The 21,527-nt window shown below is 71.4% G+C and carries 18 protein-coding genes and 1 pseudogene; 11 read left to right on the top strand and 8 right to left on the bottom strand.

Going from position 1 to position 21,527, the window contains the following annotated elements; genetic code table 11:
- Positions 1 to 183 precede the first annotated feature (183 nt).
- From bioH to RDV84_RS25910, 7 genes are all read left to right on the top strand, one after another.
- On the top strand, positions 184 to 981 hold the full coding sequence (gene bioH / locus RDV84_RS06175) for a pimeloyl-ACP methyl ester esterase BioH (protein WP_309152791.1): 798 nt from the start codon (positions 184 to 186) through the stop codon (positions 979 to 981).
- A 232-nt stretch (positions 982 to 1,213) separates the two neighbouring features.
- Positions 1,214 to 2,125 carry a malonyl-ACP O-methyltransferase BioC gene (gene bioC, locus RDV84_RS06170; RefSeq protein ID WP_309152790.1) on the top strand — a complete coding sequence of 304 codons (912 nt, stop codon included), beginning with the start codon at positions 1,214 to 1,216 and terminating at the stop codon, positions 2,123 to 2,125.
- Positions 2,122 to 3,114, top strand: coding sequence for a multidrug resistance efflux transporter family protein (locus RDV84_RS06165; RefSeq protein WP_057945769.1), 993 nt, complete (start codon positions 2,122 to 2,124; stop codon positions 3,112 to 3,114). Before bioC ends, RDV84_RS06165 begins: the two co-directional genes overlap by 4 nt.
- A gap of 197 nt (positions 3,115 to 3,311) precedes the next feature.
- Entirely contained in the window at positions 3,312 to 5,012 is a 1,701-nt protein-coding gene (locus tag RDV84_RS06160; protein ID WP_057945770.1) for a sensor domain-containing diguanylate cyclase, read from the top strand.
- A gap of 189 nt (positions 5,013 to 5,201) precedes the next feature.
- The gene (locus RDV84_RS06155; RefSeq protein ID WP_123645902.1) at positions 5,202 to 5,546 is read left to right on the top strand and encodes a hypothetical protein; all 345 of its coding nucleotides are present in this window, start codon (positions 5,202 to 5,204) and stop codon (positions 5,544 to 5,546) included.
- Between the two features lie 303 nt (positions 5,547 to 5,849).
- Positions 5,850 to 6,443: a GTP cyclohydrolase I FolE gene (folE, locus tag RDV84_RS06150; RefSeq protein WP_057945772.1), complete on the top strand. Its 594-nt coding sequence runs from the start codon at positions 5,850 to 5,852 to the stop codon at positions 6,441 to 6,443.
- A gap of 12 nt (positions 6,444 to 6,455) precedes the next feature.
- Entirely contained in the window at positions 6,456 to 6,506 is a 51-nt protein-coding gene (locus RDV84_RS25910) for a DUF6053 domain-containing protein (protein ID WP_425606447.1), read from the top strand.
- Positions 6,507 to 6,548: 42 nt separating this feature from the next.
- Here the strand turns inward: RDV84_RS25910 and RDV84_RS06145 are convergent, their stop codons facing one another.
- A complete protein-coding gene (locus RDV84_RS06145; protein ID WP_309152789.1) occupies positions 6,549 to 8,081 on the bottom strand; it encodes an FAD-dependent oxidoreductase in 1,533 nt (510 codons plus the stop codon).
- Between the two features lie 211 nt (positions 8,082 to 8,292).
- Positions 8,293 to 12,786 carry a glutamate synthase large subunit gene (gene gltB, locus RDV84_RS06140; RefSeq protein WP_309152788.1) on the bottom strand — a complete coding sequence of 1,498 codons (4,494 nt, stop codon included), beginning with the start codon at positions 12,784 to 12,786 and terminating at the stop codon, positions 8,293 to 8,295.
- Between the two features lie 543 nt (positions 12,787 to 13,329).
- Between gltB and RDV84_RS06135 the strand changes: the two genes are divergently transcribed.
- From RDV84_RS06135 to RDV84_RS25905, 3 genes and pseudogenes are all read left to right on the top strand, one after another.
- Positions 13,330 to 14,607, top strand: a complete 1,278-nt coding sequence (locus tag RDV84_RS06135; RefSeq protein ID WP_309152787.1) for a TCR/Tet family MFS transporter — start codon at positions 13,330 to 13,332, stop codon at positions 14,605 to 14,607.
- Between the two features lie 89 nt (positions 14,608 to 14,696).
- Entirely contained in the window at positions 14,697 to 14,933 is a 237-nt protein-coding gene (locus RDV84_RS06130; RefSeq protein WP_309152786.1) for a hypothetical protein, read from the top strand.
- A gap of 15 nt (positions 14,934 to 14,948) precedes the next feature.
- A pseudogene (locus tag RDV84_RS25905) lies at positions 14,949 to 15,113 on the top strand (DUF6053 domain-containing protein); the annotation flags it as partial.
- On the opposite strand, the gene RDV84_RS06125 reads toward RDV84_RS25905, so the two are convergent.
- The 4 genes from RDV84_RS06125 to RDV84_RS06110 all read right to left on the bottom strand — a co-directional run bounded on the left by RDV84_RS06125 (position 15,110) and on the right by RDV84_RS06110 (position 17,249).
- Positions 15,110 to 15,547 carry a barstar family protein gene (locus RDV84_RS06125; RefSeq protein ID WP_078996216.1) on the bottom strand — a complete coding sequence of 146 codons (438 nt, stop codon included), beginning with the start codon at positions 15,545 to 15,547 and terminating at the stop codon, positions 15,110 to 15,112. The pseudogene RDV84_RS25905 and the gene RDV84_RS06125 sit on opposite strands and share 4 nt — an antisense overlap.
- Complete coding sequence (locus RDV84_RS06120; protein ID WP_309152785.1) at positions 15,544 to 15,993, bottom strand: guanyl-specific ribonuclease; 450 nt, start codon at positions 15,991 to 15,993, stop codon at positions 15,544 to 15,546. Before RDV84_RS06120 ends, RDV84_RS06125 begins: the two co-directional genes overlap by 4 nt.
- A gap of 119 nt (positions 15,994 to 16,112) precedes the next feature.
- Entirely contained in the window at positions 16,113 to 16,514 is a 402-nt protein-coding gene (locus RDV84_RS06115) for an I78 family peptidase inhibitor (RefSeq protein ID WP_309152784.1), read from the bottom strand.
- A 432-nt stretch (positions 16,515 to 16,946) separates the two neighbouring features.
- Entirely contained in the window at positions 16,947 to 17,249 is a 303-nt protein-coding gene (locus tag RDV84_RS06110) for an I78 family peptidase inhibitor (protein ID WP_057945781.1), read from the bottom strand.
- A gap of 185 nt (positions 17,250 to 17,434) precedes the next feature.
- Between RDV84_RS06110 and RDV84_RS25900 the strand changes: the two genes are divergently transcribed.
- Complete coding sequence (locus tag RDV84_RS25900; protein ID WP_425606300.1) at positions 17,435 to 17,626, top strand: DUF6053 domain-containing protein; 192 nt, start codon at positions 17,435 to 17,437, stop codon at positions 17,624 to 17,626.
- On the opposite strand, the gene RDV84_RS06105 is transcribed toward RDV84_RS25900, so the two are convergent.
- Together RDV84_RS06105 and RDV84_RS06100 are read right to left on the bottom strand one after the other, a co-directional pair.
- Positions 17,579 to 18,790 carry a ribonuclease H-like domain-containing protein gene (locus RDV84_RS06105; RefSeq protein WP_309152783.1) on the bottom strand — a complete coding sequence of 404 codons (1,212 nt, stop codon included), beginning with the start codon at positions 18,788 to 18,790 and terminating at the stop codon, positions 17,579 to 17,581. The genes RDV84_RS25900 and RDV84_RS06105 overlap by 48 nt on opposite strands.
- Positions 18,787 to 21,255 carry a DEAD/DEAH box helicase gene (locus RDV84_RS06100; protein ID WP_078996221.1) on the bottom strand — a complete coding sequence of 823 codons (2,469 nt, stop codon included), beginning with the start codon at positions 21,253 to 21,255 and terminating at the stop codon, positions 18,787 to 18,789. Before RDV84_RS06100 ends, RDV84_RS06105 begins: the two co-directional genes overlap by 4 nt.
- Between the last annotated feature and the right edge of the window lie 272 nt (positions 21,256 to 21,527).

Below are 21,527 nucleotides of genomic sequence, written 5' to 3'. Positions count from 1 at the left end.
CTGAAGTCTCTGGATCCCCGCGTTGGCGGGGATGACGAGCAATAGCAACTGCACTACAGGCAGTACCCACCCTCCGTCGTTCCCGCGGACGCGTGGACGACCAGCAGCACGACGGGCAACACCCGCTTTCGCGCCGCCCGGCCCAGCGCCGACGGCACCGCAACGCAGCAACACGGACTTTCCATGTACATCCAAACCGCCGGCGCCCCCGCCGGCAGCGGCCGCCCGGCGCTGGCGCTGATCCACGGCTGGGCCATGCACGCCGGCCTGTTCGCGCCGCTGGTCGAGCGCCTGGGCGAGGCCTTCACCCTGCACCTGGTCGATCTGCCGGGCCACGGCTACGCCCGCGAGGACGCCACGCCGCTGGATCCGAAGGCGCTCGCCGCCGACCTGGTGCAGCGCATTCCCGACGCCCACTGGCTGGGGTGGTCGCTCGGCGGCCAAGTCGCGCTGCGCGCCGGGCTCGACCATGCCGACCGCGTGCGCGGCTTGATCCTGATCGCGTCCTCGCCGCGCTTCGTGGTCGGCGACGACTGGCCGCACGGGGTGCAGCCGAGCCTGTTCCGCAATTTCGGCGAAGCGCTCGGGCGCGATTTCCGCGGCACCCTGGAAGGATTCCTCGCGCTGGAAGCGCTGGGCTCGGCCAAGGCCCAGGAGGAACTGCGCCACCTGCGCCAGCTCGCCTTCGAACGCGGCGATCCGGCACCGCGCGCGCTGCAGGAAGGGCTGGTGCTGCTGGACGAATTCGACGTGCGCGCCGAGCTGCCGCGACTGCGCGTGCCGAGCCTGTGGATCTCCGGACGCCGCGACCGGCTGGTGCCGGCCGGGGCGATGCCGGCCGCGGCCGCGCTCGCGCCGCAGGCGCGCAGCGAGGTCGTCGCCAACGCCGGCCACGCGCCGTTCCTCGGCGCCACCGACGAAGTCGCCGCGGCGATCGAGGCGTTCGTGGCGCAAGCGCCCGCGCCGGCCGTCGCCGTTTGAAACCGCCGCTCGAACCCACCCCTCGAACCCACCGCTTGAGCCCGTCACGTGAACCCGTCGTCGCGCCATCGCCCGTCCCAGCCTGTCGCCCCGGCCGCCGGCGCAGCGCGCCGTTCGCGCGAACGCGCCGGTTGCGCCGCCCGCGTTCGAACCCCGCGTCCGTGAACCACCCGCTCCGGGCCCGCCGCATTGCCGCGGCCCCCGTGAGCCCACTGCATTACCGAGTCCCGTCATGACCGATCTGTTCGACCACCGCCAAGTGCGCCGCTCGTTCTCGCGCGCCGCGCACGGCTACGACCAGGCCGCCGCGCTGCAGCGCGAAGTCGGCGCGCGCCTGAGCGAAACCCTGGATTACCTCGACGAGCGCGTGCCCGACGTGGTCGTCGACGTGGGCTGCGGCCCCGGCCACCTCAGCGCGGCGATGCAGCAGCGCTGGCCGCGCGCGCAGGTGATCGCGCTCGACCTCGCCCTGCCGATGCTGCGCGAGGCGCGCGGCCGCTTCGGCGAAGGCGGCTGGCGCCCGCGCCTGCTCGGCGGCGCGCGCCGGCCCGATCCGGTCTGCGCCGACGCGCGCGCGCTGCCGCTGCGCGACGCCAGCGTCGATGTGCTGTTTTCCAACCTGTGCCTGCAATGGGTCGAGGACCTGCCGGCGGTGTTCGCCGGTTTCCGTCGCGTGCTCAAGCCCGGCGGCCTGTTGCTGGTCTCGACTTTCGGCCCGGACACCCTGTTCGAACTGCGCGGCGCCTTCGCCGAAGCCGATGCGGCGCCGCACGTGAGCCCGTTCGCCTCGATCGCCCAGTTCGGCGACGCGCTGATCGCGGCCGGCTTCAAGAACCCGGTGCTGGACCGCGACGAATTCGTGCTCGGCCACGACGACCTCGGCCACCTGATGCGCGAGCTGCGCACGCTCGGCGCCACCAACGCCAGCGTCGACCGCCGCCGCAGCCTCACCGGCCGCGCCCGCTTCGCCCGCGCCGCCCAGGCCTACGAGCCGCTGCGCGGCGCCGACGGCAAGCTGCCGGCGACCTGGGAAGTGGTCTACGCCCACGCCTGGGGCCCGGAGCCGGGCACGCCGATCCGGGTCGGCGGGGTCGACGAAGTGCAGGTGCCGGCGTCGAGCATCCGCGTGCGCCAGCGGCCGTGAGCGCGCGCCGGCACGCGCTGTACGCGGTGCTGATCGCGCTGGCCTCGGCGCTGTTCTTCACCTGCACCTACGTACTCAACCGCGCCGCCGCCGACGGCGGCGGGCACTGGGCCTGGACCGCGTCGCTGCGTTACCTGTTCACCCTGCCGATGCTGTTGGCGGTGATGCCGCTGCAGGGCGGGATCGGGCCGGTGTGGCGCGCGATCCGCGCCCATCCGGGACCGTGGCTGGCCTGGAGCGCGGTCGGCTTCGGCCTGTTCTACCTGTGCCTGAGCTACGCCGCCGCCAGCGGCCCGTCGTGGCTGGTCGCCGCGACGTTCCAGCTGACCGTGATCGCCGGGATGCTGTGCGCGCCGCTGCTCTATCGCGACGAACGCGCGCGCGTGCCGTTGCCGGCGCTGCTGGTCGGCGCGGCCATCGTCGCCGGCGTGCTGTTGATGCAGCTCGGCCACGGCGGCGGCCGGCTCGACCGCGCCGGCTGGATCGCGCTGATCTGCGTGGCGGTGGCCGCGTTCGCTTATCCGCTCGGCAACCGCGGCCTGCTGCTGCACCTGGAGCGGGCCGGGATCGAACTCAACGCCACCCAGCGGGTGTTCGGCATGACCCTGGCGAGCCAGCCGCTGTGGTGGGCGAGCGCGCTCTACGCCGGCGTCGAGGCCGGCGCGCCGACGGCCGCGCAGGCGTGGCTGGCCGCGGGCGTGGCGCTGGGCGCGGGGGTGATCGCCACGATCCTGTTCTTCCAGGCCACCGGCATGGTCCGCAACGATCCCACCGCGCTGGCCGCGACCGAGGCGATGCAGGCGGCGGAAATCGTCTTCGCCACCGCGATCGGCGCGCTGTGGCTGGGCGAGGCGTGGCCGCGCGGCCAGGCGCTGGCCGGGGCCGGGATCGTGGTGCTGGGCATCGTCGGCTTCAGCGCGGTGGCCGCGCGCGCCGCCGCCGGCAACGAGCGGCGGCTGCGGCGGTTGCGCAGCGATCGCGGCGGCTGAGGCGCCGATCCGCCAACGTTGATCGCGCCAGGCGGCACGTTCGCGGACGTTCGCCGCCGCTGGTACCGCCGCGCCGGGCCGGTGAGCAGGGCGCCGCGCGCTCGCGCGGCACGCGCCGGGCACGCGAGCGCCGCCCCGCACGCGCGCGCAGCGGCTAGACTTCGACGTTCTCTTCGCAGGCGGGAGCGGGCCGGGACATGCGCAAGGCGGTGTGGGCGCTGACGATCGCGTTGCTGTGCGCGCTGCTGGCGGGCATGCCGGCGGCCGCGCAATCGCTCAAGGTCGACGTACTGCTCACCGAGACCGACCTGCAGACCCCGCCGGTCGGCGCGCCGGTGCTGCGCAGTCTGGTCGCCGAACGCCCGACCGACGCCATCCGCTTCAGCCTGCCGCGGCGCGAGGAAGGCTATTGGCTGCGCCTGACCAGCCAGCGCACGATCAAGCCCGGCGACGGCCAGATCCTGGTGGTGCGCGGGCTGCGCGCGTCCGGGCCGCTGCTGTACTACCCGCCCGGGGTCAGCAGCGCGCGCGAGATCGAGGACGCCGAACACGGCGGCGTGCCGCTGATGCGGCGCGGCTGGGTGCTGCCGCTGCCGAACGGCTGGCCGACCTCGTCGGTGGCCTACGTGCGCATCCAGGGCCGCGCGGCGATGAGCGAGATGCGCCTGAGCTTCGCCACCATTCCCGAACTGGCGCGGCAGGAGCGCGGCGACGCGCGCTTCATGGCCGCCGCGTTCACCGCGATGATGCTGATGGCGGTGGCCATGGTCGGGGTGTGGGTGGCGTTCCGCGACTTCGTCTACCTCGGCTACGGCGCCTACCTGGCGTGCATGGCCACCTACCTGTTGCTGCGCTCGGGCGACGCCTCGGAAATGTGGGGCCTGGCCGGCATGGCCAACGAACCGGCGGTGGGTTGGGCGCTGGCGACCCTGGCGACGATCTTCCAGCTCGGCTTCAGCGTGCGCTTCCTCGACCTGCCGCGGCTGATGCCGCGCACCACCTGGGTGCTGCGGATCGTGCAGTGGGCCAACATCGTCTGGCTGCTGGTGTTGCTGCTGCTGCGCGAACACGTCTACGGCTGGTGGTACATCGGCGGCAACGCGCTGTTGCTGCTGGGCGTGCCGCTGATGCTGGTGATCGCGGTCGCGGCCTGGCGCAAGGGCGCGCCGTACGCGGGCTATTACCTGCTGGGCTGGACGCCGATGCTGGTGCTGGCGGCGGCGCTGGCGGCCAACATCCTCGGCCTGCAGGACGCCGAGTGGGCCGAGCGCGGGCTGGCGCTGACCGCGGTGCTGGAATCGGCGGTGCTGGCGCTGGCGTTGAGCCAGCACGCCGCCAACCGCCACCGCATCGTGCTGCTGGCGCGGCAGTCGGTCGAGCGCGATCCGCTGACCGGCGCGCTCAACGCCCAGGTGCTGGAGCAGATGCTGCAGGCCTGGTCGTCGCCGGGCAGCCTCAACGTCAACAACTACGCGCTGCTGCTGGTCGACCTGGACGGCTTCGGCGAGGTCAACGCGCGTTACGGCCGCGCGGTCGGCGACGCGCTGCTGCAACAGGCGCTCTCGCGCATGCGCGGGGTGCTGCGTCCGGACGACACCATCGCGCGCATGGACGGCGACTGCTTCGGCATCGTCAGCGAATGCGAGCGCGCCGAGAGCGAGATGCTGGCGCGACGCATCGGCGAGACCTTCGCCCAGCGCCCGTTCCGCATCGACAGCCACGAGATCGTGATGAGCGTGAGCATCGGCCTGGCGATGTCGCAACGCGGCGAGAGCGTGCCGGCGTTGTTCGAACGCGCGCGGCTGGCCCTGCGCCACGCCGCGGCGGCCGGGCGCAACGCGGTCAGCACCGCCCAGGGCGGCGGCCGCGACGTGGCGGTGGTGCTGCAAGCCGAATGAGCGCGGCGGTCGCGGCGGCTGCGACGGCCGCGCGCTATGTTCCTCACGCAGAACTAACGCAACGGCCACGTCCGATCGACGTTGGCCGCGTCCAGGCTGAACGTCTTAAGCCGCCTCGCCGATCTTCACCTGCATTGCATCGGCCAGGGCCTAGCTTGGTCCACGGAGATGAGCAAGTCGATGCGAGCCATGAGCAATCACGACGAAACGGAGGTCGGCGCGGCGGCGTTCGTGCAGGCGATAGATCCGGGCGAGTACCGCGAGCACTTCCATCGCGAGTTCCGCTTCGCCCCGTACTACAGCGCCGGCCGGGAATGGCCCGATTACGAACCGGCGTATCGCTACGGATACGACCGTTACCTGCATTGCGGCGGGCGGCGCTTCGAAGAGGTCGAAGAAGCGCTGGCCCGCGAATGGAACCACTGCCGCGCCGCCTCGCGGCTGCACTGGACCGAAGCGCGCGAGGCGGTGCGCGACGGTTGGCACCACATCGAACGCAACCTGCCCCACGCGCTCGATCGGCCCCTGCGCTGACATCACGCGCACCGGCCCACCGCTCCCCCGGCGCTCTCTCCCCCGGGGAGCCGACTGGTCGCCCGTAGTGGGGCGACCTTTTTTTTGGAATAAGCGGCGCGGGACGTGCACGGGTCGCCGGGACGGTGCGGCCGCGCGCGCGCCGGCCCCGCCGCTGCCCGCATTCCCTTCGCCCTCTCGTTCCCGCCTGCCGCCCGGGCTTGCCGATCCTGCCGAAGCCCGGATCGTCCGCGCCGCGCATCCTCCCGCCGCTTTGCCCGGCTTGATAGCATTCGTGTCCCCCAAGCACACAAGGCCCATCCCATGGCCGACACCCCCGACAAGCCCAGCCGCGAGCAAGCCGAGGCCGCGGTCCGCACCCTGCTGGCCTGGGCCGGCGAGGACCCGAGCCGCGAAGGCCTGCTCGACACGCCCAAGCGCGTGGTCACCGCCTACGGCGACTGGTTCAGCGGCTACGACGACGACCCGCGCGAATACCTGGCGCGCACCTTCGAGGAAGTGGCCGGCTACGACGAGATGATCGTGCTGCGCGACATCGAGTTCGAAAGCCACTGCGAGCACCACATGGCGCCGATCATCGGCAAGGCGCACGTGGGTTACCTGCCCAGCGGCAAGGTCGTGGGCATCAGCAAGCTCGCGCGCGTGGTCGAGACCTACGCGCGCCGCTTCCAGGTGCAGGAGAAGATGACCGCGCAGATCGCCCAGTCGATCCAGGACGTGCTGCAGCCGCTCGGCGTCGGCGTGGTGGTCGAAGGCGCGCACGAGTGCATGACCACGCGCGGCGTGCACAAGCGCGGCGTCAGCATGATCACCTCGAAGATGCTCGGCATGTTCCGCGACGACGCGCGCACCCGCGCCGAGTTCCTGCGCTTCATCGACGTCGGCCCGGGGCGCTGAGTCCCGGCTGTAGTGGGAGGGCCTTCAGGCCCGATGCTCTTGTTCCAGATCGCTGCAGCCTGAAAGAACAGCATCGGGCCTGAAGGCCCTCCCACATCGCTTTGCTCAACCGGTCTTGGCCAATTTCTCGTTGCGCGCGGCCGCCAGCGGCGCGCGCTCGCGCAGCAGCGACACGATCCCCGCCGCCGCCTCGCGGCCTTCGAACGCCGCGGTGACCACCAGATCGGCGCCGCGCACCGCGTCGCCGCCGGCGAACACCTTCGGGTTGGCGGTCTGGTACGGCAGCCCGGCCGCGGTCTTGCGCCGGGTCGCGCAGCTTTCGCTGGTCGCCAGCACCTTGATCCGGCCGTTGTCGGCCAACTCGATGCCCTGCTGCGCCAGCCACGCCGGCGGGTCGGGCTGGAAGCCGAACGCGATCACCACCACGTCGGCGTCGAGCGTCTCCTCGCTGCCTTCGACGATCTCGGCGCGCTGCCGGCCGCGCGCGTCGGGCGCGCCGAGCCGGGTCTGGGCCACGCGCACGCCGCCGACCGCTTCGCCGTCGCCGATCAGCTCCAGCGGCTGGCGGTTGAACAGGAACTGCACGCCTTCCTCGCGCGCGTTGGCGACTTCGCGCGCCGAGCCGGGCATGTTGGCTTCGTCGCGGCGGTACACGCAGCTGACCTGGGCCGCGCCCAGCCGCACCGCGCTGCGCACGCAGTCCATGCCGGTGTCGCCGCCGCCGAGCACGATCACCCGCTTGCCGCGCAGGTCGGGCAGTTCGATATGGTCTTCCCAGCCGGCGATCGGCGCCGAACTCGCGTTCGCGCCCTCGCCGTGGACGATGCGCCCGTTCTGGACCAGGAACGGCAGCGCCGGCAGCACATTGCGCAGGTCCTGGCCCGGCAGGCCGCCGTCGGTGTAGCGATAGGTGCCCAGGCCGAGGAACACCGCGTCGAACTCGGCGACCAGCGCGTCGAAGGCGATGTCGCGGCCGATCTCGACGCCGAGGCGGAACTGCACGCCCATGCCTTCGAGCACCTCGCGACGGGTGGCCATCACCGACTTCTCCAGCTTGAAGCTGGGGATGCCGAAGTGCAGCAACCCGCCGATGTGTTCGTAGCGATCGAACACCACCGCCTGGATGCCGGCCCGGGCGAGGCGGTCGGCGCAGGACAGCCCGGCTGGGCCGGCGCCGACGATGGCGACGCGATGGCCGCTGGCGGTCACCGCGGACAGGTCGGGGCGCCAGCCGTCGGCGAGCGCGTTGTCGACGATGTACTTCTCGACCGCGCCGATGGTGACCGCGCCGAAGCCGTCGTTGAGCGTGCAGCTGCCTTCGCACAAGCGGTCTTGCGGGCACACCCGGCCGCAGACTTCGGGCAGCGGATTGGTCTCGTGGCACAGCGAGGCGGCTTCGTGCAGGCGGCCTTCGCGCGCCAGCTCCAGCCAGTTGGGAATGTAGTTGTGCAGCGGGCAGGCCCAGCCGCAGTACGGGTTGCCGCAATCCAGGCAACGGCCGGCCTGTTTCTTGGCTTCGACTTCGGCGAAGCGGCCGTAGAGTTCGCCCCAGTCGCCGTCCAGGCGCAGTTGCAGCGGAATGCGCGAGGGCATCTCGCGCGGGGCGTCGCGGAATTGGAAGACCGGCTTCTTGCTCATGCTTGCTGGACTCGATGGCGTTGTCGACACACGGCGATGGAGGCGTTGCGCAGCGGCGATGCCAGCGGTTTTACCGGGGAAAGGCCGCGTTCGCTGGTAATTCGGATCATCGTCGTCGCCTCGGCAGGTGTCGTCGTCCGCGTCGCCGACGCGGCGCGGACGCAAACGGAACGGGTGAAAGCGGAATGGGCGAAAGCGGACGCGCGCGCCATCACGCCGCGCTCCGCAGGGTTTCGGCCAGCGATTCCAGGCTCGCGGCCTTGGGCTTGACCAGCCAGAACTTGCCCAGGTAATCGCGCATCTCGTCGAGGATGCGCCGCGCCCAGGCGCTGCCGGTCAGCGCCACGTGCGTTTCCAGCAGGTCGTGCAGGTGCGAGCGGTGGTGCTCGAAACCATCCGCGGAGATGCGCAGGATGTCGATCAGCTCGTGGTTGTAGCGGTCGACGAAATCGCGCTCGACATCGAGCACGTAGGCCATGCCGCCGGTGAAGCCGGCGCCGAAGTTCAGGCCGGTGCGGCCGAGCACCGCGACCACGCCGCCGGTCATGTACTCGCAGCAGTGATCGCCGGCGCCTTCCACCACCGCGGTGGCGCCGGAGTTGCGCACGCCGAAACGCTCGCCGGCGCGGCCGGCGGCGTAGAGCTCGCCGCCGGTGGCGCCGTACAGGCAGGTGTTGCCGAGGATCGGGGTCTCGTGCGCGGCGTAGCGCGCGCCGGCGGGCGGGCGCAGCACGATGCGGCCGCCGGCCATGCCCTTGCCGACGTAGTCGTTGGCCTCGCCGGTGAGCTCGAACTGCAGGCCGCCGGCCTGGAACGCGCCGAAGCTCTGGCCGGCGGTGCCCTGGAAACGCAGGGTCAGCGGCGCGTCGTTCATGCCGCGGTCGCCGTGGGCGCGGGCGATGCGCCCGGACAGGCGCGCGCCGATGCTGCGGTCGGTGTTGCGGATCTTGTAGCTGTACTCGCCGCCGGCCTTGTGCGCGATCGCCGCGGCCAGGTCGGTGTCGAGCTGCAGCGCCAGGCCTTCGGGCTCGGCCGGCGGCGCCGGCATGCCGCAATGGCCGCCGTGGGCCAGGCCCGAGCCGGCCAGCAGCGGCGACAGGTCCAGGCGCTGCTGGCGCACGCTGTCGCCGTCGCGCTGGCGCAGCAGGTCGGTGCGGCCGACGATTTCGCCGAGCGTGCGCACGCCCAGCGACGCCAGCCAATGGCGCACTTCCTCGGCCAGCAGGCGGAAGAAGTTCTCCACGCGTTCGGGCAGGCCGGTGAAATGGTCGCGGCGCAGCGCGTTGTCCTGCGTGGCCACGCCGGTGGCGCAGTTGTTGAGGTGGCAGATGCGCAGGTACTTGCAGCCCAGCGCGATCATCGGCGCGGTGCCGAAGCCGAAGCTCTCCGCGCCCAGCAGCGCCGCCTTGACCACGTCCAGGCCGCTCTTGAGCCCGCCGTCGGTCTGCAGGATCACCCGCTCGCGCAGGTCGTTGCCGATCAGCGCCTGGCGCGCCTCGGCCAAGCCCAGTTCCCACGGCGTGCCGGCGTAGCGGATCGACGACAGCGGGCTGGCGCCGGTGCCGCCGTCGTGGCCGGACACGGTGATCAGGTCGGCGCCGGCCTTGGCCACGCCGGTGGCGATGGTGCCCACGCCGGCGTGCGAGACCAGCTTCACCGAGATCAGCGCCTGCGGATTGACCTGGCGCAGGTCGTGGATCAGCTGGGCCAAGTCTTCGATCGAATAGATGTCGTGATGCGGCGGCGGCGAGATCAGGCCGATGCCCGGCATCGCGTAGCGCAGCCGCGCGATCAGCTCGTTGACCTTGTGCCCCGGCAGCTGGCCGCCTTCGCCGGGCTTGGCGCCCTGGGCGACCTTGATCTGCAGCACTTCGGCGTTGACCAGGTACTCCGGGGTGACGCCGAAGCGGCCCGACGCGATCTGCTTGATCTTCGAGACCTTGTCGCTGCGGTAGCGCGCCGGGTCTTCGCCGCCTTCGCCGGAATTCGAGCGCCCGCCGAGCCGGTTCATGGCGATCGCCAGCGCCTCGTGCGCTTCCGGCGACAGCGCGCCCAGGCTCATCGCGGCCGAGTCGAAGCGGCGCACGATGGCTTCGATGGGTTCGACTTCTTCCAGAGGAATCGCCCGCGCCGGGTCGGCTTCGAGTTCCAGCAGGTCGCGCAGCGCCGCGGTCGGGCGTTCGTTGACCGCTTCGGCGTAATGCTGCCAATCGCTCCACTCGCCGCTGCCGACCGCGCGCTGCAGGCGGGTGACCACGTCGGGGTTGAACAGGTGGTACTCGCCGCCGGGCGTGTACTTGAGCAGGCCGCCGATCTCCGGCAGCCGGTTCGGATTCCAGGCGATGTCGGCGAGGGTTTCGTCGTCGCCCTGCAGCAGCGCGAAGCCGGCGCCGCTGATGCGCGAGGGCGTGCCGGCGAAGCACAGGTCCACGACTTCACGGTCCAGGCCGATGATCTCGAACAGCTGCGCGCCGCGGTAGCTGCCGATGGTGGCGATGCCCATCTTGGAGATGATCTTGAGCAGGCCCTTCTTGATCGCGCGGCGGTAGCTGCGGCCGATCTGCGCGACCTCGCCGTGCTTGGTGCGCAGGATGCCGCGCGCGCCCAGGTCGTGCAGGGTCTGGTAGGCCAGGTACGGATACACCGCGGTCGCGCCGAAGCCGATCAGGCAGGCGAAGTGGTGCGGGTCGCGCGCGGTGCCGGTCTCGATGATGAGGTTGGCTTCGCAGCGCAGGCCGATCCGCACCAGGTGCTGGTGGATCGCGCCGGTGGCCAGCAGCGCGTGCATCATCAGCGCGTCGCGGCGCGGGCGGCGGTCGCTGACGATCAGCAGCACGATGCCTTCGCGGGTGGCGTCCTCGGCCTCGCGGCACAGCCGCCGCAGCGCCGCCTGCAGCCCTTCCTCGGCGCTGTAGTTGAGGTCGATGTAGCGGTGCGACTGGTCGTAGGGCGCCATCGCCAGCAGCTGGCGCAGCTTGCGCTGGGCCAGCACCGGCGAGTTGAGGTGGATGTGGCCGACGTTGTTCGGCCCGTCGACGAAGATGTTGCCCTCGCGCCCGATCTGGGTCGCCAGCGACATCACGCAGTCCTCGCGCAGCGGGTCGATCGGCGGGTTGGTGACCTGGGCGAAGGCCTGGCGGAAGTGGTCGTACAGCGGCCGCACCTGTTGCGAGAGCACCGCCATCGGCACGTCGTCGCCCATCGAGCCGGTGGCTTCCTGTTCGATCTCGGCCAGCGGGCGCAGCACCTGCTCGCGCTCTTCGCGGGTCAGCTGGAACAGCTTCTGGAAGCCGGCGAGGGTTTCGTGGTCGAACGGTTCGGCGGCCAGGTTCGGATCGATCAGCTCGCTGTGCAGGTAGGTCATGCCCTGCTTGAGCCAGCGCTTGTACGGCGCGCGCGCGCGGTTGACCCGGTCGATGGCTTCCGAATCCAGCAGCTCGCCCTGGTACAGGTCGACGGCGATCATCTCGCCCGGGCCGAGCTTGCCCTTGGCTTCGATCTCCTCGGCCGGCAGTTCCCACACGCCGGCTTCGGAGGCGATCAGGAAGTGGCGGTCGCGCGAGCGCAGCCAGCGCGCCGGGCGCAGGCCGTTGCGGTCGAGCGTGCAGGCGGCGTAGCGGCCGTCGCAGGTGACGATGCCGGCCGGGCCGTCCCACGGCTCGGTGTTGAGCGCGTAGTACTCGTAGAACGCGGCGAGGTCGGCGTCCTTGTATTCGAGCGATTGGGTCGCCGGCGGAATCAGGATGCGCATCGCCTTGAGCAGGTCCATGCCGCCGGCCTGCAGCACTTCCAGCATGTTGTCGAGGCTTTGCGAGTCCGAGCCGTCGACGCTGACGATGTGCTCGAATTCGCGCAGGTCCAGGTTCGGCGTGCGCCAGGCGTGCGCGCGCGCCTGCGCCCAGGCGCGGTTGCCGGCGATGGTGTTGATCTCGCCGTTGTGGGCGAGCAGGCGGAACGGCTGCGCCAGCGGCCAGCGCGGCGTGGTGTTGGTGGAGAAGCGCTGGTGGAACACCACCGCGCTGGCGGCCAGTTCGGGTCGTTGCAGGTCCGGATACAGTTGCATCAGCCGGTCCGGCAGGACCATGCCCTTGTAGCCGATGCTGGCCGAGGACAGGCTCACCACATAGAAGTCGCGCTCGTCGCTCAGGCGCTGCTCGGCGCGGCGCCGGGCCAGGAACAGCGAGCGCTGGAACGCGGCCGGATCGAACGGCGCGGCGGCGTCGACGAACACCTGCTCGATCCGCGGCATGGTCTGGCGCGCGAGTTCGCCGCAGGCGTCCAGGTTGGTCGGCACCACGCGCCAGCCGGTCACCCGCATGCCTTCGCTGCGCAGGGTGTCGTTGAGGGTGTCGCGCGCGCGCGCGGCGGCGTCGGCGTCGTGCGGCAGGAACACCAGGCCGGCGGCGAAGTGCGCGCCCGGGCGGATGTTGGCTTCGCGCGCGATCAGGCGCAGGAACGCGTCGGGATGGCGGATCAGCAGGCCGCAGCCGTCGCCGCTGAGGCCGTCGGCGGCGACGCCGCCGCGATGGGTCATGCGCGACAGCGCTTCCAGGGCGCGGTCGACCAGGGCGCGGCTGGGACGATCGTCGAGCTGCGCGATCAGCCCGAAACCGCAGCTGTCCCGCTCGTCGCGGGGATCGTAGAGCCCCTGCGACTCCGCGCGCGCGCGGTTCGGGAGGCTCGGACATTCTTGCCTGGCTTGCATCGCATCTCCGGGACGAAAGGTGTTCCGTGGATCGCTAGCTCGCTACCGCAGCGCGTTGTGTCGGCTCGTCCTGCCTCGGTCGGGACGCTGCCGCGTGGCGCGCGGCATGGCGTCGGGTTCCGGCGTTCGGCTGTGTCCTGGAGTTCGCTTCCTGTGGGGTCCGCAACGCGCGTCGCGTTGGCGACGTCGCTAAGTCTGGTGGCTTTGGCGCGGAGACCGTCCACCGCTGGCGCGGACTTTCGTCCGCACCGCAGCGTTGGAAACCGAGCGTGTCCCGACTAAAGCACAAATTGTGCGATGCGGCAATTCGCCCGCGGGCGCGGAAATAGCAAGTTTTGAGCGGCGTCGCGCTTGTGAGCGCACGCGCTCACAAGCGATTTCGTAAGTGATTCATCGCGAAGGAAAAATCGTCGATTCGTCGCGGCATTAGTAACGTCAGAAACCATCCTGCCATGACATTCGTCCCTGCCCGCGCCGAGGCCGCGCGCTAAACTGCGCGGCGAGCACCCTCGCACTGTCTCCCAGGCCGGCCGCCGACTCCGCATGACTTCCGCTTCCGCTCCCGCATCGGGCGCGCGCCGCGCTGCGCTCGTCTTCATCTTCATCACGGTGTTGATCGACGTGCTGTCGTTCGGCCTGATCATTCCGGTGCTGCCGCACCTGATCGAGAAGTTCGTCGACGGCGACACCGCGATCGCCGCGTATTGGGTCGGCGTGTTCGGCACCGTGTTCGCGCTGGTGCAGTTCCTGTTCTCGCCGATCCAGGGCAGCCTGTCGGACCGTTACGGCCGGCGTCCGGTGATCCTGCTGTCGTGCCTGGGGCTGGGCCTGGATTTCCTGCTGATGGCGGTGGCCGACAGCCTGCCGCTGCTGTTGATCGGGCGGATCGTCTCGGGCATCACCGCGGCCAGCTTCACCACCGCCAACGCCTACATCGCCGACATCACCGCGCCGGAACAGCGCGCCAAGAGCTTCGGCATGATCGGCGCGGCGTTCGGCGTGGGCTTCGTGATCGGGCCGCTGATCGGCGCGTACCTGGGCGAGGTCGACCTGCGCCTGCCGTTCTGGTTCGCCGCCGGCCTGGCGCTGCTGAATTTCCTCTACGGCCTGTTCGTGCTGCCCGAATCGCTGCCGCCGCAGCGGCGCAGCGCGCGCTTCGACTGGGCGCACGCCAATCCGTTCGGCGCGCTGCTGCTGCTCAAGCGCTATCCGCAGGTGTTCGGGCTGGCCGCGGTGGTGTTCGTCGCCAACGTCGCCCATTACGTCTATCCGAGCATCTTCGTGCTGTTCGCCGATTACCAGTACCACTGGGGCCTGCGCGAGGTCGGCTGGGCGTTGCTGGTGGTGGGCGTGTTCAACGTCGTCGTCAACGTCGCCCTGATCGGACGCGCGGTGGCGCGCCTGGGCGAGCGCCGCACGCTGCTGCTGGGCCTGGCCTGCGGCGTGGCCGGTTTCGTGATCTACGGGCTGGCCGGCCACGGCTGGCTGTTCCTGCTCGGCCTGCCGATCAGCGCGTTGTGGGCGATGGCCACGCCGGCGACCCAGGCGCTGCTGACCCGCCAGGTCGACGCCGATGCGCAGGGCCGCATCCAGGGCGCGCTGATGAGCCTGATCGCGCTGGCCGGCGTGGTCGGGCCGGGGCTGTACGCAGGCAGCTTCGGCTATTTCATCGGCCCGCACGCGCCGGTGCATCTGCCGGGCGTGCCGTGGTTCATCGCCGCCGCGTTGCTGGCGCTGGGCTGGTTGATCGCCTGGCGCTATGCGCGGGTGCCGCCGGCCCCGGCGCCGCCCGCGGCCGGCGCCGCCGAAGCGCTCGCCTGAACCGCGCCGCTCCCTACCTGACCGATGGCACAGGTCGGGCGGCGGCGCGCGGCGGCATCGTCGCGTTCGGACCTCCAGGAGAAACCCCGATGCAGATCGCGCCCGCTCTGGCCGTTGCCGTCCTCGCCGCCGCGCTGAGCGCCTGCGGCGGGGTGTCGTATCGCGACACCAACGCCGCGGTCGACGCGCGGCCCGAATGCGCCAGCGGCCCGCAGCGTCCTGGCGAGACGCCGCCGACGTGGTGCGAGCGCAAGGTGCAGACGGAGTGGAAGTCCGATGGCGGCGGCGAGAAGGTCGACTTCAAGAAGAAGGACGACGAGCGCTGAGCGTTCGTTGGGGGCGCGGCGATCTGCGACGAGAGCGTCGGGCCTGAAGGCCCTCCCACAAGAGCGTGGTCCCTCAAGAGCGTGGCGTCGGTGCGTTCCGACGCCGAGGCGCTTTCGGCTGCCGTGGGAGGGGCTTCAGCCCCGATGCCCTCCGCTCCGCTCGCCGCGCCTTTCGCCTAAGGCGCCATCTGCGCCAGTTCCGCTTCCGGCAGCGGCAGCAGCGCCCAGAACGGCACCCGCGTCTTGGCCCAGTCCTGCGCGGCGTCGCCGAGGATCTCGACCAACGTCGCCGCATCGTCGGCATGGGCGGCCTGCCACGCGCCGGCGCGTTCGATCAGCAGCAGGTAGCCCGGCGCGGGCCACCACGACAGGTCGTTGACGCTGTCGTCGAGCGCGTCCCAGTTGCCGCCGAACCACTCGGGAAAGCGCAGTCCCGCGGCGATGCGGGCGAGGGCGTCGTCCTTGTCGCGGCAGCCGGCGAAGTCCACCCGCGCCAGCGCGAATCCGAGCTCGGTCGCGGCATCCGCCAGCGCCTGGCTGTCGCGCGCATCGATGAAGTAGGCGCCGGCCTGGGCCGGATCGGCGAGCAGTTCGCGCGGGTCGGTGGCGCTCATCGCGCGGCTCCTTGGGCGGGCGGATCGAAGCGGCGGAAGCTGCGATAGTGATCGTCGGTGTAGTAGTACTCCGACGGCGGATCGCCGCCGGTGACGATGCGGCGCGCGCCGCGGTCGCCGGAGCCCGGGGTCTCCACGGTGTACTCGCGGTAATAGCCGCGCGCTTGCGCGGGCAGGCGGCGCTCGCGGTTCTGGAAGGTGCTGCCGTCCTGGCGGTGCTCGAACGGGCCGCCGGCGGCGATGCGGCGCAGCACGTCGCGGGCCTCGGCCGGCAGGAAGGCGGGATAGGCGGTTTCGCCGCGCGCGGCCGGTGTCGGTGCCGCGCGCGCGCCGTCGGCTACGGCGACCGGGCCGGACACGCTCGCGGTGGGACGATGGCCGAATTGGCTCCAGGCCCACAGGCCGATCAGTACGACGGCGGCGATCGGCCAGAGATTGCGGCGCATGGCGAGGCTCCCGGGAAAGCCGCGAGTTTAGGCGAGCGACGCGCGATCCGACATGAGCGGGCGCGGCGCCGCGTCCGTCGTGGCGGCGCGGATGCGTCGCGCACCGATGGCGCGGCCGCTCAGCCGCAGCCTACATCGACGACGACGTTGTTTGCGTCCACGCGCACGTTGACGCGGCCGTCGAGGTATTCCTTGGTGATCGCCTGTCCGGGCTTGAGCACGCGCACGGTGCGGCCGCCGGCGGCGGCGCGGGCGCGTTCGACCGTGGCGGCGTCGGCGGTCTTGCCGATCGCGCCGGCCTTGGCGGCTTCGGCGTTGCAGCTCGGACGCGGCGGCGGGGGCGTGGGTTGAGCGGGCGTGGCGGGTTCGACGGGCGTCTGGCCGGCGGCGGATTGCTCGGCGGAGCTGGGCATCTCGGCGGCCGGACGCGGGCCGGCGCAGGCGCTCATCGCCAGCGGCAGCGCGGCGGCGAGGCACAGGGCGGGCAGGATGCGGCGGGCGGCGACGGTCGGTGCGGGCATGGCGGGCTCTCCTTCGCGATGCGCGCCGGGCGCGCGATCAGCCGAGCCTGCGCCGCCCTGGCTGTGTCGCGAGTTAATGCATCGGATCGCGATGACCGATCCGCGACCGCGCGCACAACGCGTGAATGGGCGAGGGAGGTCCTAGGGACCCGCGGCGTTTCGTCTCGCTCTAATCGAAACGCCGCGGGTCCCTAGGACCTCCCGTCCGCGGATCCGAGACACCGGACGCGACCGCGGCTTGCAGGGCGATGCCTTGGATTGCGAGAGCCGGTTTATGATCGGGTACACGGCTTGCAGCGCCGTCGCGGGAGGGCCTCAGGGCCCGCTGCGTTTCGATTAGAGCGACACGAAACGCAGCGGGCCCTGAGGCCCTCCCACCGTGGGTTCGAAGTCTTGGGCGACGAGCCGCAGTCTATGTGGCCGCGATGCGGCTCAGCCGCAGCGCAGGCCGGTGATCGCGCCGCGGTCGTTGACGTCGACGTTGATGCGGTCTTCGCGGTAATCCATGGTCGCGGCCGAACCCGGGGTCAGCACGCGCACGTCGCGGCTGCGGGTTTCGCTGCGGATGCGGTCGACCGTGGCGGCGTCGGGCGCGCGGCCGATGGCCCAGCGCGCGGCCTCGGCGTTGCAGGTCGGGCTGACGTTGGTCGGCGGGATCGGGGTGGCGCAGGCGGACAGGATCAGGCCCAGCGCGGCGACCGGCAGCGCGAGGCGGAGAGAGATCGGAGAGGACATGGCGAGGCTCCTGCGTGAAGCATGGACGGGAGTGCCGCGAGACTGGGCCCGGCGGCGTGTGCGGCGCATGAAGGCCGGCATCGCGGCAACGGCGCGGCGGCGAAGGCCATGTCTGGCGCGTTGCCGCGTTGCGTCGCGACCGTGCCGTCGCTGCGAGGCAGGGCGAGTCTATACAAGCGCGATGAATGTTCTTGTATCGATTGTTTACGGTGCCGCCAACGTCTCGTTCGGAGCGTGTGGGAGGGACTTCAGTCCCGACGCCTTTCGATCGGATCGGAAACGAAAACGTCGGGACTGACGTCCCTCCCACAACAGCGGAATGCGTGGGCTCAGGATTCCTGCAGCGCCGCTTCGGCCTGCGCCTGCGCATACGCTAGCACCAGCCGCTGCATCAGCTCGGCCAGGGTGACCACGTCCTGGTGGTTGTGCGCGGCGACCCGCCGCAGCAGCGCGGACGAACCGCCGCGCAGGAACTGCAGCCACGCCGCCGGCGCTTGCGAACCGGGCAGGTCGTCCTCGCGCAGGATCCGCAGCAGTTCGCGCTCCAGCGTCGCGAGCCTGCAGTTCTCCCACACTCCGCGGTACAGCCGTCGCGCCGGGAACAGCAGGTCGACGTGATCGAGCCCGCTCAGCGGATTGGCGATGCGCGCCAGCCGGTAACGGGTGTTCAGCAGCGGCGCGTCGTAGCAGCGGCCGTTGTAGCTCGACAGCACCGTGTCCGGCGCCAGCCAGCGCGCGAACTCGCGCAGCATCGCGGCTTCGGCCGAGAGCGTGGAGATCATCAGCTGGCGGATGCGCAGGCCGTCGCCGAGCGCGGGATCGTCGTGCCAGTCGGCCGCGCCGATCATGAAGGCTCGGGTGCCGGTGCCGCCGGCCAGGCCGGTGGTCTCGGTGTCGAAGAACAGCAGCCGGCGCGGGTCGAGGCATTCGTCGGGACGCTTGGCGAAGGCCAGCGACAGCGCTTCGCGCGGGCCGGGCAGCGGCAGGTGGGCCTGGATCAGGTGCAGGCCCGGGGCGATTTCCTCGCCGGGCAGGGAGCGGTCGATCGGTCGATCGCGCAGCGCGGGTGCGTGCACGGGCGTAGCGGTGTGGGCCAGCGCGCGCGCGGTCGGCGCTCGGTCGCGCGCGCCGGCGCTCGGCGCCCGCGGCGCGGGCGTCGCCGCGCCCGCGGGTTTGCGTTCGCGCAACGCGATCAGGCGGCGCAGCGCGTCGAGGTCGGTGCGTTGCGGGCGGCTCGGCGCAAGACCGTCGGGGCCGAAGATGGCGTCGGCGCCGCTGGCATCGGCGACTGCGGCTACACGGTGCGTAGCGCTCGCTGCCGCCGCGTTCGCGGTCGGCGCGGCGGTGTCCGGCACGGCCGCAAGCGATGCGGCGGCCGTGGCCGCGTCGAGCATGGGCGCCGCCGGCAGCGCGCGGCGCGGGCCCGCGAACGCCGTCGCACTAGCCGCGTCGCGTTCCCGCGCGGGTCGTTCCGTCGCCATCGCGTCGCTGCGACCCGCCTGCTTCTGCAGCGCGCGCAGCTTGGCCAGGTCCAGGCTCATGCGTCGGCGTCCTCGAGCAGGCGCAACACCTGCAAGGCCAGCGTGCGCGGCGTGGCGCCGGCGCCTTCCTCGTCGCTGGCCAGGATCGGGCCGACGCAGGCCGGGCAGCCGGCGCGGCAGTCGCAGCCTTGCACCAGCTCGCGCGCCCGCGTCACCAGCTCGGCCTGGCGCAGCCACAGCGGCTCGCTCAGGCCGACGCCGCCGGGGAAATTGTCGTACAGGTACACGGTCGGCACGAACTGCTGCACTTCGCCGACCAGCGCCAGCGCCGCGTCGCCTTCGCCGTCGCCGGGACGGATCTGCCCGCGCCCGTCCTTGTCCTGGGTCGCGAACCAGGCGCCGTCGCCGTTGCCGACCGACTTCTGCAGATCGCGCGCATCGGCCATCACCGCCACCGTGGCGACGATGTGCAGCGCGTGCGCGGCGCCGAGAAAACCGTCGAGCGCGTCCTGGCGCGAAGCGAAGCGCGACAGCAGCACGCCCTGCGGCAACTGCCACCACAGCGCGGTGGTGTGCAGCTCCTGGTCGGGCAGGTTGACCGGCCCGTAGCCGATGCTTTCGTGGGTGTAGTAGCGGATCTTCTTGTAGCCGGCCACGCGCCGCACCACGTGCACTTCGCCATGGTGGCTGTCGCCGCGGCCGGCATCGCCGCCGTCGAAGCGTTCCAGCACCTTGAGCTTGGTGTAGTCGATCGAGTCGGTGTAGTAATCGACGTGGGTGCGGGTGACATAGGCCTTGCGGCCTTCCCAGTCCAGCCGTTCGACCTGGTACGGCACCGACTGGATCATGTGGATCGCGCCTTCGTACAAGGTCAGCGCCGCGGCCGAGTAATCGACTTCGGCGATGATGGTCTGGCGGCCGTCGCTGCGGTCGACCACGACGAAGTTGCCGTCGGCGACCGAACGCAGGCTGACCGCATTGGCCGGATAGCTGTCGGCGATCCACTCCCAGCGCTCGCCCTCGCGATGGACCACGCCGGTTTCGGCCAGCGCTTCCAGGAACACCTCCGGATCGACCGGGCCGAACGGCTCGCCCTGCTGGAACGGCAGCTCGAACGCGGCGCAGCGGATGTGGTCGAACAGGATCAGCGGCTGATCGGGGGCGATGCGCGCGTGTTCGGGCGACGCGTCGGCGAAGAAGTCCGGGTGCCGCACGACGTATTGGTCGAGCGGCTGCGAGCTGGCGACCATCACCCCGAGCGAGGGCTGCTGGCGCCGGCCGGCGCGGCCGAAGCGCTGCCACGTGGCCGCGACCGAGCCCGGATAGCCGTTGAGCACGACCACGTCGAGGCTGCCGATGTCCACGCCGAGCTCCAGTGCCGAAGTCGCGACGATGCCGTCGATACGGCCGTCGCGCATCGCCCGTTCGGCCTCGCGCCGCTCGCTCGGCAGATAACCGCCGCGGTAGGCGCGGATGCGCGCGGGCTTGCGCGGGTCGGAATCGAACACGTCCTTGAGGTACTTGGTCAGCACCTCGACCATCAAGCGCGTCTGCGCGAACACCAGGGTCTTGAGCCCGGCCTTGATCGCGATGCGGGCGATGCGGTTGCTCTGCGAACGCGCCGAGGCGCGCAGGCCGAGGTCGGCGTTGATCACCGGCGGGTTCCACAGCAGCACATGCTTGTCGCCGGTCGGCGCGCCGGAGTCTAGGATCGCGCGCACCGGCTGCTCGATCAGCGCCTCGGCGTGCGCCTGCGGATTGCCGATGGTGGCCGAGCACAGGATGAACTGCGGACGCACGCCGTAGAACGCGCAGATGCGCTTGAGCCGGCGCAGCACCCCGGCGACGTGGCTGCCGAACACGCCGCGGTAGGTGTGGACCTCGTCGATCACCACGTAGCGCAGGTTCTCGAAGAACTGCGCCCACTTGGTGTGATGCGGCAGGATCGCCTGGTGCAGCATGTCCGGGTTTGAGACGACGATGTCGCCGTGCAGGCGGATCGCCTGGCGCGCGTCGCCGGGGGTGTCGCCATCGAAGGTGAAGGCCTTGACTCCGAGATCGCCGGCGCGGTTGAGTTCCAGCAACTCGGCGACCTGATCCTGGGCCAGCGCCTTGGTCGGGAACAGGTACAGCGCTTTCGCGCCCGAGGTCATCGCCGCGCTAACCACTGGCAGGGTGTAGCACAGCGATTTGCCGGAGGCGGTCGGCGTGACCACGGCGACGTGCTCGCCGGCCTGCGCCGCCTGCCAGGCTTCGGCCTGATGGCTGTAGAGCCGGTCGATGCCGCGCGCGCGCAGCGCGGCTTTCAGCGGCTCGGGCAGGTCCTCGGGCAACGGCGCGTAACGGCCCTCGCGGCCCGGCAGGGTGAAGTGCCCGGTGATGCGGGCGCCGTAGCGGCGTTGCAGGCGCTGGGCCAGGGCGGCGCCGTGGCGCGCCGGCAGCGGCGCATCCTCGCCCTCGGGCTTGCGCGCGTTGGGGTGGGCGGGGACGAGGTCGTGGTGCGCGGGATCGATGAGGGCGGACATGAAGGGGCTCGGGCGAAGGCTCGGGCGGAAGCGTGAGCGCGGACAGGTGCAGTCTCGTTGTACGCGACCGGGGTCTCAGCGTGTGAGACGGCGGCGTGGCGGACGGCGCCGACTTTGCCGCTTGTGGCGGCGGCTGTTCTTGTGGGAGGGCCTTCAGGCCCGAAGCTCTCGTTTCAGTTCGCCGCGACCTGAGCCGAAGGCATCGGGCCTGAAGGCCCTGCCACAACAGCCCGCGGCAAAGCCTGTATCCTTGCGCGCCGCGAATTCCAGGC

It is taken from the genome of Lysobacter yananisis (assembly GCF_031199375.1).
Lineage (GTDB): Bacteria > Pseudomonadota > Gammaproteobacteria > Xanthomonadales > Xanthomonadaceae > Lysobacter > Lysobacter yananisis.
This window is presented reverse-complemented; position numbering and strand designations above follow the sequence as displayed.

Excerpts from the sequence above, each read along its gene's own strand:
- RDV84_RS06130 (WP_309152786.1), top strand. The coding sequence starts at position 14,697 with ATGCAGATCGCGCCCGCTCTGGCCGTTGCCGTCCTCGCCGCCGCGCTG.
- folE (WP_057945772.1), top strand. The coding sequence starts at position 5,850 with ATGGCCGACACCCCCGACAAGCCCAGCCGCGAGCAAGCCGAGGCCGCG.
- RDV84_RS25900 (WP_425606300.1), top strand. The coding sequence starts at position 17,435 with ATGTTCTTGTATCGATTGTTTACGGTGCCGCCAACGTCTCGTTCGGAG.
- RDV84_RS06125 (WP_078996216.1), bottom strand. The coding sequence starts at position 15,547 with ATGAGCGCCACCGACCCGCGCGAACTGCTCGCCGATCCGGCCCAGGCC.
- RDV84_RS06160 (WP_057945770.1), top strand. The coding sequence starts at position 3,312 with ATGCGCAAGGCGGTGTGGGCGCTGACGATCGCGTTGCTGTGCGCGCTG.
- RDV84_RS06145 (WP_309152789.1), bottom strand. The coding sequence starts at position 8,081 with ATGAGCAAGAAGCCGGTCTTCCAATTCCGCGACGCCCCGCGCGAGATG.
- bioC (WP_309152790.1), top strand. The coding sequence starts at position 1,214 with ATGACCGATCTGTTCGACCACCGCCAAGTGCGCCGCTCGTTCTCGCGC.
- RDV84_RS06110 (WP_057945781.1), bottom strand. The coding sequence starts at position 17,249 with ATGTCCTCTCCGATCTCTCTCCGCCTCGCGCTGCCGGTCGCCGCGCTG.
- gltB (WP_309152788.1), bottom strand. The coding sequence starts at position 12,786 with ATGCAAGCCAGGCAAGAATGTCCGAGCCTCCCGAACCGCGCGCGCGCG.
- bioH (WP_309152791.1), top strand. The coding sequence starts at position 184 with ATGTACATCCAAACCGCCGGCGCCCCCGCCGGCAGCGGCCGCCCGGCG.
- RDV84_RS06155 (WP_123645902.1), top strand. The coding sequence starts at position 5,202 with ATGAGCAATCACGACGAAACGGAGGTCGGCGCGGCGGCGTTCGTGCAG.
- RDV84_RS06135 (WP_309152787.1), top strand. The coding sequence starts at position 13,330 with ATGACTTCCGCTTCCGCTCCCGCATCGGGCGCGCGCCGCGCTGCGCTC.
- RDV84_RS06105 (WP_309152783.1), bottom strand. The coding sequence starts at position 18,790 with ATGAGCCTGGACCTGGCCAAGCTGCGCGCGCTGCAGAAGCAGGCGGGT.
- RDV84_RS06100 (WP_078996221.1), bottom strand. The coding sequence starts at position 21,255 with ATGTCCGCCCTCATCGATCCCGCGCACCACGACCTCGTCCCCGCCCAC.
- RDV84_RS06120 (WP_309152785.1), bottom strand. The coding sequence starts at position 15,993 with ATGCGCCGCAATCTCTGGCCGATCGCCGCCGTCGTACTGATCGGCCTG.
- RDV84_RS06115 (WP_309152784.1), bottom strand. The coding sequence starts at position 16,514 with ATGCCCGCACCGACCGTCGCCGCCCGCCGCATCCTGCCCGCCCTGTGC.